Origin of the sequence: Paraburkholderia hiiakae, from assembly GCF_904848665.1 — a bacterium.
Taxonomy (GTDB): Bacteria; Pseudomonadota; Gammaproteobacteria; order Burkholderiales; family Burkholderiaceae; genus Paraburkholderia; species Paraburkholderia hiiakae.
On the sequence record NZ_CAJHCQ010000002.1, the window covers coordinates 300,780 to 313,318 of the forward strand.

The following is a 12,539-nucleotide window of genomic DNA, read 5'->3' on the forward strand; positions in this document are numbered from 1 at the left end:
CTGCCGTAATAGCAGACTTCGGAATATTCTCGATGCATCGTGACACATCCCGGGACTCAGCCTTCACTGGATCTTGCTGCGCTTATCGAAACCGTCCAGCGGAACGAGCGCGCGTCGAAGTCCTTCCAGGACGTGGAACTGCGCCTGATCGGCGCGCACGACTGGTCCGCCTTTCTCGAAGGGATATTCGTCTATCTGCCCGAGGTGTTTCGGCTCGCTTCCTCCGGGATCTGGCTCGACGCCCGCACGCCGCTCCTGCGCGACCTGCTGGAAGCCGGCTGCCCGCGCGCCGACCTCGAAGCGAACCTGAGATCCGGGCTGCAGGGCGGCCTCGCGCTGTCGCGCCTGTGCGCGGGCAACCAGCCGTGGCTTGGCCTCGTGAGCGAAATGAGCGATCTCGAGCCCGCGGTGAGCGAGACCTTCTTCGGCGCGCGAGCGGCGCAGACGGCGACTGGTAGTGCGATCGTCTTGCCGCTTCTGAACCGCACCCATGTGCTCGGCTACCTGTGCCTCGCAAGCGATGACCCCGCGCGCTTCGACGCCAGCATGGGCACCGACCTGCTCATGCGCTTCAGCAGCGTGGCGGCGGCGAGTCTCGACAACGTCGCTCACCGCGAGCATCTACGCAAGACCGGCGTGACCGACCCGCTCACGGGCCTCTCGAACCGCCGCTATTTCGACGAGCGTCTGCATCACGAGATTCGACGCGCGAGCTCGCACGCGGCGCCCATGTCGTGCCTCTTCATCGACATCGATCATTTCAAGCAGATCAACGACACGCACGGCCACGCAACCGGCGATCTCGCACTGGGCGCCATCGGCACTTGCCTTAAGCAGCAGGTGCGCGTGGGCGATACCGTGTCGCGTTACGGCGGCGAAGAGTTCGTCGCGCTGCTGATGTGCGAGCTGCCCGACGCGCTGGCTGTTGCGGAGCGAATCCGGCATGCGGTCGAGGCGCTCGACGTGCTCGACGACGAGGGCGAGCGCATTGCGCTCAGCGTGTCGATTGGCGTGGCGGCGTATCAAATGAACGCGCTCGCCGCGAGCCCCGAGGTGCTGGCGCGCTCGCTGCTGGACGAGGCCGATCAGGCCATGTACCGGGCCAAGCACCAGGGGCGCAACCGCGTTTCCCTGCTAGAGGCGTAAAGGCATCGACGTTCGCAAACGTGACATCGACACTCGCGGCGACATGGGCATGACCCGAGGCCGCGCTGAAACGTAAGTTTTCAAAATCCTGCACTATTTGCGGTAGCAGTGGTTTCAGACGCCCGTTGAGCTGTACAGCGACCAGGCAAAGCGAAATCATGTCTACCGACCTTTTGATGACCGTTGCCTGTCTGGCCTGCGCGATCGCGATGTTTCTGATCGGCCGGCCCCGTTCGGACGCGGTGGCGCTCATCATGATCGTCGCGCTCTCGCTCTCGGGCATCGTGAGCGTGAACGAGGCGCTGGCCGGTTTCTCCGACCCGAACATCGTTCTCATCGCGGCCCTCTTCGTGCTCGGCGACGGGCTGGCGCGCACGGGCGTCGCCCAGCGCGTGGGCGACTATCTCATCGCGCGCGGCGGGTCCAACGAGCGCCGCCTCGTCGTGTTGATCATGGCCGTTGTTGGCGTCATGGGCTCGGTCATGAGCTCGACGGCCGTCGTGGCGATCTTCATTCCCATCGTCATTCGCATTGCGCGGCAGTCGGGCGTGTCGCGCGCGCGCATGCTCATGCCGGTCAGCATGGCCGCGCTCACCAGCGGCATGCTCACGCTCGTCGCCACGACGCCGAATCTCGTCATCAACAGCGCGCTCGTCTATCACGGCTACCAGGGCTTCAGTTTTTTCGGCATCACGCCGCTGGGCCTGCCGATTCTCGCCGCGAGCATTGCCTGGATGCTGTTCGCAAGGCGCTTTCTGAACGGCACCGGCGGCGCAGAGGCGAGCACGCGCCCGTCGCTGAACGACTGGGTCGCGCGCTATTCACTCGAAGGGCGCGCATTTCGCCTGGAGGTGGGCCCGGATTCCCCGCTCGTGGGGCAGACGCTCGGCCACACCGGGCTCGACGACGACCCCGTGGCGCACGTCGTCGCGATCGAGCGGCGCACACGCATGGGCGCGACGGTGCTGCCCGCGACCGCGGACAGCAGCATTGCGCCCGGCGATGTGCTGCTGCTCGATGTGGAGTCCGCGAGCTTCGACGTAGAGACGTTTTGCGTGCGCTATGCGCTCGCGGTGCGCCGCATGTCGGGCGCGTACTTCACGGACCAGACCCACGACGTGGGCATGGCCGAGGTCATCGTGCCGCCGGACTCGTCGCTCGTGGGCAACGTCGCGCGCAGTTCCGCCGCGCTGCGCCGGCACGGCGTGACGGTCGTCGGCCTGCGGCGCGCCGACGCCGCGCTCGTGCAGGATCTCCAGGCCACGCAGCTGAAAGTGGGCGACACGCTGCTGGTGGTGGGGCCGTGGATCGATATCTTCTCGATGCAGTCTGTCGAGCGCGATATCGTGTGTCTCGCCATGCCGGTCGAAAGCGACGCCTACGTGCCCGTGCCGCACAAGGCGCTGCACGCGCTCGCCATCATGGCGCTCGTCATCGCGATGATGCTCACGCCGCGCGTGCCGAACGTGCTCGCGGGCCTGATCGGGTGTCTGCTGATGGGCGCGTTCGGCTGCGTGAGCCTCGACAGCGCGTATCGCGCGATTCACTGGCGCAGCCTCGTGCTGATCGTCGGCATGCTGCCGTTTTCCATCGCGCTGCAACGCACGGGCGGCATCGACATTGCCGCCGACGCCGTGCTGCGCGTGGCCGGCAACTGGGGCGCGCATGGCCTGCTGGGCGCCGTTTTCCTGCTGACGCTCGTGATCGGCACCGTGATTTCCGGCACGGCGACGGCGGTGCTGATGGCGCCCGTGGTGCTCGCGATGGCGGCGCACCTGCATGCGTCGCCGTATCCGTTCGCGATGACGACGGCGGTTGCTGCCTCTGCGGCCTATATGTCGCCGATATCGACACCTGTGAACGCGCTCGTCAGTACGGCGGGCGGCTATCGGTTTCGGGAATTTTTCAAGGTGGGCTCGCCGGCCGCACTCGGTGCGCTCGCGATCACCGTACTGCTGGTGCCGCTCATCTGGCCGGTTTTCCCGCGCTAGCGCGAGGGTAGGCAGGCCGCCCGTACGCGAGGCATTGACCGGACATGGCGAATTTCTTGACGAGAGCGTGGGCCCTCCGCTGGATCAAGCGGCTTTTCCTTTTCGTGCTGATCGCATTCGTGTGCATTGCCGGCGTGCGGTTGTACGACGCGCAGCGCAAGCCGCCGTTGAGCCTGTGGCACACGTATGTGCCGGAAGACATGCACGCGCACGAAATCGATCATGCGACGTGGGAGGAATACATCGCGAACGAGAACCGCCTGTTCGACGCGGTCAAGAAGAACGTGACCGACAAACTACCGGCAGACGAACGCGTGCCCGCCAATCGCTATTTCTCGGGCAGCCCGATTTATCCCGGACACTTTCGCACCGACTGGAACCGCTCGTACACACTCATGCCGCAGGGCTCGCCGCGCGGTGTGGCCGTGCTGCTGCATGGACTGACCGATTCACCGTACAGCCTGCGGCACATCGCGCAGCGCTATCAGCAAGATGGCTTCGCCGTGGTAGGGGTGCGCTTGCCGGGGCACGGCACCGTGCCCTCGGGTCTGACCGAAGTGACGGCCGAAGATTGGGAGGCGGCCACGCGTCTCGCCGTGCGCGAAGCGCGGCGCCTCGTGCCGGCGCCGGCGCCCCTGCATATCGTGGGGTATTCGAACGGCGGCGCACTCGCACTGCAATACTCGCTCGAGGTGCTGGATGACCCGAGCCTGCCGAAAGCGGATCGCCTGATCCTGCTTTCGCCGATGATCGGCATTACGGCCTTCGCGCGCTTTGTGGGGCTCGCGGCGTTGCCTGCGATCCTGCCTGCGTTTGCGAAAGCCGCGTGGCTCGACATCGTGCCGGAATTCAATCCGTTCAAGTACAACTCGTTTCCGGTGAACGGCGCGCGCCAGTCATGGCGGGTCACGCGCAAGATCCAGCAGGAAGTGGCGGACGCGGCGCGCAACGGCAAACTGGCCGCGCTGCCGCCCACGCTCACCTTCCAGTCCGTGCTCGACTCCACGGTCAGCACGAGCGCGATCATCAGTTCGTTGTATTCGCAACTGCCTGCGAATGGCAGCGAGCTTGTGCTCATCGACATCAACCGCACAGCGCAATGGAGCCCGCTGCTGCGCGCTTCGATGCGTGACGCGTTGCACCGTCTCTCGCCAGTGCCGCCGCTGCGCTACCGGCTGACCGTGCTCACCAACGCCTCCGCCACCTCGCCGCAAGTGGTCGAAGAGAGCACGGCGCCGAACGAGACAACGGCGAAAGTCGAACCCACGGGGCTCGACTATCCACCTGACGTCTATTCGCTTTCACACGTGGCCCTGCCGTTTCCGGTGACCGATTCGCTGTACGGCCGCACCCCCGATCCCAACGACGACGTGGGCATCCAACTGGGTGCCCAATCCGTACGCGGCGAAACCGGGGCGCTGATCGTGGGGACTGGGTTCCTCACGCGGCTCTTGTGGAACCCCTTCTACGGGTACATCGTCGAGCGCATCGACTACCTGGCGAGCCATGGGCCGTGAAACGCGTGATCGACACGCGCCGGGCCCGACCTCGGCCCGCCTTGGGCTTATGCGCGCGGTGCCAATTCGACTTGCGCGGTCATCTGCTCGCCGTCGCGCGCAACGACGATCGACACGTTGCTGCGTGCCCGCGCAATCATGCTTTGCAACTGCTCGACGTTGTCCACCTCGATGCCGTTGACCGCGATGATCACGTCGCCGGCGCTGATGCCAGCCGCCTTGGCCGGTCCGCCCGCTTTCACGACGAGCACGCCGCCGTCCACGCCGACTTGCTGCGCTTCGTCGCTGGTGAGCGCTCGCACGGCCACGCCAAGACGCGGATGCGAATTGTGGGCCAACGTGGTGCCGTTGCCGCCGCCCTGCACGATCTGATCCTTGATGTGCATGGCTTCGTCGATGGGAATGGCGAACGAGAGGCCCTGGAAGCCGCCCGTGCGCGAATAGATCATCGAATTGATGCCGATGACTTCGCCGTTCAGGTTGAAGAGCGGGCCGCCCGAATTGCCCGGGTTGACGGGCACGTCGGTCTGGATGAGGTGCGTCGGGCTATCTTCCGAGAGCTGGCGCGACTTCGCGCTGATGATGCCCGAGGTCACGGTGTTGTCGAGACCATAAGGCGAGCCGATTGCGACAACCCAGTCGCCCACCTTGCTGTTCGCCGGATTGCCGATCTTCACCGTGGGGAAACCCGTGCCGGCGATTTTCAGCACGGCCACGTCGCCCGCCTTGTCGGTGCCGATGACGCGCGCGGGGAGCTTGCGGCCGTCCGTGAGCTTGACCGTCACGTCGTCCGCGCCTTCGACGACGTGATTGTTGGTCAGGATGTAGCCATCCTGGCTCACGATGAAGCCCGATCCCAAGGCGCCCGAATGGCCGTCTTCGGAGTCCGGGTTTTCCTTGACGACCTCGACATGGACCACAGCCGGACCGTACTGCGCGACGATCGCCGAGAAGTTCGGCGCCGTGCTCTTGACGTCGTCTGTCTTGGGCACGGGTGCGGACAACGTCGTTTTCGTGATGCCGCTTTCGTCTGCGCTGGCGTGCTGATGGCTGACGACCCAGGCGCCGGCAAGCGCCACCGCTACACCGGCGATCAGGCCCCGGCGCCGATATTTGATGGTACTCATTGCTATGGTCTTCGAAGAGGTTGATGAAGGTGCGCGTAAGGTACTTTTTGCTGCTTAAACGTGACTTAAAGGAAAGAAGGATCTTTTGACCGCTCGAAGAGTCGATGTGCACGCAACGAAAATGGGGACGCGGTTCGCTGTGGTTCGGAATCCTCGCCAGCCAGCGCGCAAGTCTTCTTCAAAGCGGCTAGTCTTTCGAAGTGGCGCCCGATCGCGCCCCGAAGAGGCTTTATTGGGGGCCGGATAAGACGCGGCGGGACGTTGATAGATTGCTAACGTCTCATCAACGCAACGTGGTTCGTCATCCAAACCATTTCCATGAAACAGGATCTCGTCACGTTCACCTGCGTGGCCGTCATCGCCGTCATCACGGGATGGGTGCTGTATATCGGGCGCCCGGTGCTGGTGCCGATCGCATTCGCGATCATCACGTCGTACGTGATCTACGGGCTCGCCGAAATCCTGCGGCGCGTGCCCCACGTGGGCACGCGCATTCGCACGGGCGTGCGCTACTGGAGTGCCGCCGCGCTCATACTCGTTGCCGTGTGGCTCGCAACCGAACTGCTGCTATCGGACACGGACCGCATGCTCGCCGTGGCGCCCAAGTACGAAGCCACGCTGCTCGCGTTGCTCGCTAAAATCACCGCGCTGTTCCATCTGGAAACCGAGGCTTCGTGGGGCGCATTCCGGCGCGAGTTGCTCGCAACCGTCAACGTGCAGTCGCTTCTCACGTCGCTCCTCGGTTCGCTCTCTTCGCTCATGGCAACGACGCTCGTCGTCTTGTTGTACACGGCGTTCTTCATGGTCGAGATGGGGCGGTTCCGCCGCAAGCTCTCTGCGGTCATGCGCGGCAAGGCCGACATGGAGCCCGTGATCGACGCCATCAACGCGAAGATCGGCACGTATCTGGCGTTGAAGGCGCTGCTCGGTGTGGTGCTCGGTATTCTCAGCTGGATCTGTATGCATCTGGTTGGGCTGGAGTTCGCGCCGCTCATTGCCATTCTCATCGTGTTGCTCAACTTCGTGCCGTATGCGGGCTCGCTCATCTCCGTTGCGCTTCCCGCCTTGCTCGCCGCGCTTCAATTCGGCCAGTGGAACGAGACGATCACATTGCTCATTGCGCTTTCGGCGATCAACTTCGTGATGGGCAATGTGCTCGACCCGTGGTTGATGGCGGGGTCGCTGAACCTGAGCCCCGCGGTCATCCTCATGAGCCTCGCCGCATGGACGGCGATCTGGGGCATTCCCGGCGCATTTCTCGCCGTGCCGGCGACCGTGGCGCTCACGATCATCTTCTCCGCGTTCAGTTCCACACGGCCCCTGGCCTTGCTGTTGACGCAAGACGATGTGATTAGGCATGCAGAATAAACGCGTAGCTTACTTTAACAGGTGATCTATGGCTTCCAGAATCAACCGCCGCGGCAACGCAATCGGCCCGGTTTCCGCGTGCCTGTGCGACAAGGCGCTCGCAGCGTTCGCAAATCGCCGCATCAGCGCCGATCTTGCCCGGCGCGGCTTTTTGATCGGCATGGGCGCATCCTTGTTGAGCGCCGTCTTACCTGAGTTCAGCAGTGCGCAGCAGCCCGGCGCCGCGGCGCCCGCCCAGCCCACGACCTTCACGAACTTTCGCCTGTTCGACGGCAAGTCGGCCGCGCTGCAGGACGGCATGTATCTCGTGGTTGATGGCAACCGCATCTCGCAGTTGCGCCGGGGCTCGCCTGACGCCCAGAACGCGTCGGGTGGCCGCGTGATCGACTGCGGCGGCAAGGTGATGATGCCTGGTCTCATCGACATGCACTGGCATTCGCTGCTCGCCGCGCTCCCTATCGCCGCCATCATGCAGTCCGACTTGAGTTTCGTGTACCTGGCCGCGGGTGCAGAGGCCCAGCGCACGCTTTTGCGAGGATTCACGACCATTCGCGATGTTGGGGGGCCCGCGTTCGCCTTGAAGCAAGCCATCGACGCCGGCATGCTGAGCGGCCCGCGCATTTATCCTTGCGGCGCGATGATCACCACGACGGGCGGGCACGGGGACTTTCGTCTGCTGACTGACGTGCCGCGCACGAGCAGCCAGATCAGCGAGATCGAGCGAACCGGTGCTGCCGCCATTGCCGACTCGGCTGACGAAGTGCGCCTGCGTGTGCGCGAGCAGTTCATGATGGGCGCTACGCAGATCAAGATCGTGGGTTGCGGCGGCGTCTCCACGCCGCGCAGCCCGCTCGACATGCTCACGTTCACCGAGCCGCAACTCAGGGCCGCAGTGGAAACGGCATCCGACTGGGGCACCTACGTGCTCGTGCATGCCTACACGCCGGAATCGGTGAAGCGTTGCGTTGCCGCCGGCGCGCAATGCGTCGAGCACGGACACCTGATCGACGACCGGACTGCCGAACTCCTGGCGAAGAACGGCACATGGTTGAGTACGCAACCGTTTACCAGCGAAGAGGATGTTGCGCCGTTGGCGCCGTCGAGCCGGGAGAAGTTTCTCGAGGTGACCGCCGGGACCGACAACATGTACAAGCTCGCGCACAAGCACGGTCTCAAGGTGGCGTTCGGCACGGATCTGATCTTCTCTCAGGCGCTGGCCACGCGGCAAGGCACGATGCTCGGGCACATGACGCGCTGGTATTCGAACGCCGAGGCATTGCGCATGGCCACGGCCACGAATGGGCAATTACTCGCGCTGGCGGGCGAGCGTAACCCGTATCCGCACAAGCTTGGCGTGCTGGAAGAGGGTGCGTATGCGGATCTGCTGGTCGTGGCTGGCGACCCGCTCCAGGATATGACGCTGCTAGCCAACCCCGATCAGAACCTGAACCTGATCATGAAGGATGGGCGGGTTTTCAAGGATGCGTTGAAGGCGTGACGCTGTGGGGCGCGCGCCCCGCGCGTCACCAAAGCCCGTAAGAGACCCCGGCATCGCGATCGCGACGTGTCTCTGCCTCAACGGACGCTGGTGAAATCGTCGTTCGCGTGCGGCGAACGCAGAACCAGTCCAGCAGGCGAAATGGAAGCCAGGTGGTCGCGGGGGCGTTGCGAAACCCCCGCGGATCGCGTATCGGCCACACGATTTCTGTATCAAGATGTCACGGCGTGGGGCCCCATCAACCGGGCGTATTGGCCTGCGTGGCGCAGCCATCATGGCATGGCCCTACAACCCGCGGCGGGGGTCGAAATCCCGTCTGTCCAAATCCGCCATCTGGCCGATTACGCCGGTTGAACTTCGCGGCGAAGTAGCTCATATTCAAAACGACTATTTGTTACAACCGTCCAACGATCCGCGAAATACAGTAGCAACTACAGCGAATCCTTCGAATCCGTGTCGCCTGGTTGCCTGGGCTGCGACGCGCACCAGCCGCCGGTAGCAAACCCGAAACTATCCTGTCAACGCTTCCATGCCTGCAATGTTCAACGAACCTGGCCGAGCCAAGTCTGGTCCGTGGGGATGTCCATACTGCGGGACCGGTTTTAAGGCGCCACTGATGATTTGCCCTCAGTGCGGCGCGAAGCAACTTTCCGCTGGCCCGCGCATGTCGCCGGCGAGCGAATCCGCCGCGCCCGAATGGCACGATGGTTTCGCGCGCCACGCGCGCACGGAGTGGAACCCTCCGGCATTCAGTTTCAGCGGCGCGCCGCGCGACAGCGATTACGAACTGCGCGATGAAGCGCCCGCCGCGCCACGTTCGTGGTTGCCCTTCTATGCCATCGGCAGCGTGGTTTCGATCGCGTTCCTGCTGACCGCGTACTTCATTTCGCATCGAGCCGAGCGGGAGCCGACCCCGGGCGCCCAGATCGTCGAGGGAGCGATCCTCGGGCCGCAGGCCGCATCGGCCGTGCACGGCACGTTGCCGCAAACGGTGCGCAGCGTGTCGCCGGTGGCCAGCGTGAAGCCGCCCCCTGTATGGGCGCATGCCGCGCCGCCGGCTATCACCGCTCAAGCGCCACTGCCACATCAAGCGCCGCAGGCGCGTACCGCAATGGCGCATACGGAGACCGCGCCGCCGAGCGTTGCTGCGCGAAAGACCAGTGCTGAAGAGCGCGCACTCGCTGCCGCGACGATCAAGGCAGAAAGGGCCAACGAAGAGAAGGCCAACGCAGCGAAGGCCGCCACATACGCGCGCGCCGACGTCGCGCGAAATCTGGCAAGCGCGCGTGCGAGCCTCGACAAGAACAGCCTTGGGCCTGCGCGCAGCGCGATCAATTCCGCGCTCGCGGAACAACCGGGCAACGGCACCGCGCTGCAAATGCAGGCCGAATTGACTTCGCGAGAAGATCAGCGCGATTCGTTACTTGGCTACGCACGGCTCTGCGCACGCGACGGGCGGTGGGTGTGCGCCTGGCATAACGCGGGGCACGCATTGACCGTCGATTCATCGAGCGGCGAAGCGCGGGAGATCCTCTCGCGTTCGATCGCGGCGCAGGGCGCGGGCAACATGGCACAGGGCGCAGGTACCGCGCCCACGGTGAGGCAGGTGGATGATTCGGGTCCGCCGGGCCCGCCGATCGATCCCAACTGACGACTTCCGCAGCGTAGGTCTGGATGCGTGACGCCAGTCATGCACCCGGATTAGCTGCGCATCGCGTGGGGCTCGCTGGGTTGCTCGCGGCGTTGTTCGCTATGGTGCTCGACCAGCCAGTTGCTGAAGTTGCGAACGCGTAGTGTGTCCTGCACTTCGGGCCGCACGTCGAGCCAGTATCCCGAAGGTCCCACCACTTCCACCTCGCTCAGTTGTACGAGCGTGCCGTTCTCCAGTTCGGGCGCGATCATGTGCCGGTCGGCAACGGCAATGCCAAGACCGGCCACTGCCGCGTGTATCACCTGATCGAGCGTGCTGAACTCCAGTTCCCCGCGCGGCGCGATCTGCACGTCGAGCGCCGCGGCTTCGAGCCACGCTTCCCAGATCAGCAGACGCCTGTCGATATCGAGGATGTAGAGCCACGGATGCTGCGCGAGGATCTCGCGCAGCGCGTTTTGATCGGCGGCGGCCCGGGTGAACTCGCGCGCCGAGCCGACGAGCACGTGATGCTCGCGCATGAGCAGCGTGCTCTGCCCACCCGGCAGCGGTTCCATCCCGAAGCGGATCTGGCAATCCTCGTTGCGCTCCGTGCCGTGCAGCGGCCCGTATTCGTTGGTGATGGAGATGCGCAGATCGGGGTGGCGCACCTGAAAGTCGCGCAGGCGCGGCGTGAGCCAGCGCGTGGCGAGCGTGGGCGCGGCGTTCAGACTGAGCAGGCTGTTCGAAGGATCGGCGCGGATCGTGTCGAGCGTGTGGGCGATGCTGTCAAACGCGGCCTGGAGCGTAGGCAGCAGACGCTTGCCCGCGGCCGTGATTTCGAGCCGGTGATGATGCCGCATGAAGAGCGGCGTGCCGAGATAGTCTTCGAGCAGGCGAATCTGGCGGCTGATCGCCCCCTGGGTCACGTGAAGATTCTGTGCGGCCCTGGTGAAGCTGAGCGTGCGGCTCGCCTCCTCGAATGAACGCAGTGCCGATAAAGAGGGAAGGCGGCGCATGCAAGCCTCGCGATGCAGAGCGCCGACGCATGTTCATTCGCGCCGGCGCATTTTCAATGATAAGGACTACGATAGGAATGTTAGAACGCGTGCGTGATACCCACGCGGGCAACGGCCTGGTTGTCGGTGCCCGACGGGTTGAAGCCCGTGATCTGTGCGTTCTCTGCCGCGCCCGCCGCGTGCTGGTACACGCCCATCGCATAAACCGACGTGCGCTTGGACAGCGCGTACTGGCCGATCAGGTTGACCTGGTGATACTTCGGCGAGCTGTCGGTGGCGTGGTCCTGGCCCACGGTATAGGTGTAGCCCGCGCCCACCGTGAAAGCGGGCGTCACGGCGTAGGTGCCGGCCACTTCGAAGTTCTGGAAGTGCAGGTCGCCGCTGCCGGTGGCCGAGGAGAAGTCCACGTTCGAGTAGTTCGTCATCAGCTTGAGGCTGCCGATCACATACGACGCGCCGGCCGAGAGGATGCCCTGGTAGCGCGCGTTGGCGAGCGCGTCGCCGAACACCGAGTTGACGAAGCTGCCGCCGCTGCCGTAACCCGCCACCGCCGTGATCGGATCGTTCACGCGCAGGTAGCCCACGCCCGCGCTGAACGAGCCGAGCGTGTAAGCCGCCGCCGCGCTATATGAGGCATTGTTCGAGAACTGGCCCGCCTGGCCGCCAAACGAGTAGTGGCCTTCGAACTGGAAGCCGGCGAGCACGGGGCTCACGTATTTCACGGCGTTGTTGACAGGGAACCCGTTGTCGAGGTTGTCCATGTCGTTCGGGTGTGCGAAATACCAGCCGCCGTAGTTGCCGTTGAGCGAATACGGTTCGATCAGATCGACGGTGGCGTCCCATTGCTTGCCGAAGGTGACCTGGCCATATTGATCCGATTTGAAGCCGACATAGGCGTTACGCGAAAACGCCAGACCTCCTCCGAGTCCCCCCGTCGCGGCATTGAAGCCGCTTTCGAGCCGGAAGATCGCGGAGTAGCCGCCGCCCAGGTCTTCGGAGCCGCGCAGACCCCAGCGGCTGCCAGCGGGCACGCCGCTTTGCATCTGCACGAGCTTGCTGCCCGTGCCCGGCACGAGCTGGCCGTTTGCTCCGTTCGCCACATTGCTGGCATAGTCCACGCCGAGGTCGATGAGCCCGTACAGCGTTACGCTGCTTTGCGCGTGCGCGCCCGCTGCGGCGAGCGCCAGCGGCAGCGCCGCGAGAATCTTCTTTTTCATTTAAGTCTCCTTATCATGCAGCCGCGTTG

The 12,539-nt window shown here is 64.5% G+C and carries 9 protein-coding genes; 6 read left to right on the top strand and 3 right to left on the bottom strand.

Features of this window, described 5'->3' with window-relative positions:
* The first annotated feature begins 39 nt into the window (after positions 1–39).
* The 3 genes from JMY28_RS05295 to JMY28_RS05305 all read left to right on the top strand — a co-directional run bounded on the left by JMY28_RS05295 (position 40) and on the right by JMY28_RS05305 (position 4,654).
* Positions 40–1,146, top strand: coding sequence for a GGDEF domain-containing protein (locus tag JMY28_RS05295; RefSeq protein ID WP_201694847.1), 1,107 nt, complete (start codon positions 40–42; stop codon positions 1,144–1,146).
* Between the two features lie 158 nt (positions 1,147–1,304).
* Complete coding sequence (locus tag JMY28_RS05300) at positions 1,305–3,137, top strand: SLC13 family permease (protein WP_201694848.1); 1,833 nt, start codon at positions 1,305–1,307, stop codon at positions 3,135–3,137.
* Positions 3,138–3,193: 56 nt separating this feature from the next.
* Positions 3,194–4,654, top strand: coding sequence for an alpha/beta hydrolase (locus JMY28_RS05305; RefSeq protein ID WP_236596703.1), 1,461 nt, complete (start codon positions 3,194–3,196; stop codon positions 4,652–4,654).
* A 47-nt stretch (positions 4,655–4,701) separates the two neighbouring features.
* On the opposite strand, the gene JMY28_RS05310 is transcribed toward JMY28_RS05305, so the two are convergent.
* Positions 4,702–5,781, bottom strand: a complete 1,080-nt coding sequence (locus JMY28_RS05310; protein ID WP_201694850.1) for a S1C family serine protease — start codon at positions 5,779–5,781, stop codon at positions 4,702–4,704.
* Positions 5,782–6,099: 318 nt separating this feature from the next.
* On the opposite strand from JMY28_RS05310, the gene JMY28_RS05315 reads away from it, so the two are divergent.
* From JMY28_RS05315 to JMY28_RS05325, 3 genes are all read left to right on the top strand, one after another.
* Positions 6,100–7,149, top strand: a complete 1,050-nt coding sequence (locus JMY28_RS05315) for an AI-2E family transporter (protein ID WP_201694851.1) — start codon at positions 6,100–6,102, stop codon at positions 7,147–7,149.
* A gap of 28 nt (positions 7,150–7,177) precedes the next feature.
* Entirely contained in the window at positions 7,178–8,647 is a 1,470-nt protein-coding gene (locus JMY28_RS05320; RefSeq protein ID WP_236596704.1) for a metal-dependent hydrolase family protein, read from the top strand.
* 616 nt (positions 8,648–9,263) lie between these two features.
* Entirely contained in the window at positions 9,264–10,298 is a 1,035-nt protein-coding gene (locus JMY28_RS05325; RefSeq protein WP_201694852.1) for a hypothetical protein, read from the top strand.
* A 50-nt stretch (positions 10,299–10,348) separates the two neighbouring features.
* Here JMY28_RS05325 and JMY28_RS05330 read toward each other — a convergent pair whose 3' ends face one another.
* Together JMY28_RS05330 and JMY28_RS05335 are read right to left on the bottom strand one after the other, a co-directional pair.
* Positions 10,349–11,293 carry a LysR substrate-binding domain-containing protein gene (locus JMY28_RS05330; RefSeq protein ID WP_201694853.1) on the bottom strand — a complete coding sequence of 315 codons (945 nt, stop codon included), beginning with the start codon at positions 11,291–11,293 and terminating at the stop codon, positions 10,349–10,351.
* 80 nt (positions 11,294–11,373) lie between these two features.
* Positions 11,374–12,510, bottom strand: coding sequence for a porin (locus JMY28_RS05335; protein WP_201694854.1), 1,137 nt, complete (start codon positions 12,508–12,510; stop codon positions 11,374–11,376).
* Positions 12,511–12,539: the final 29 nt, after the last annotated feature.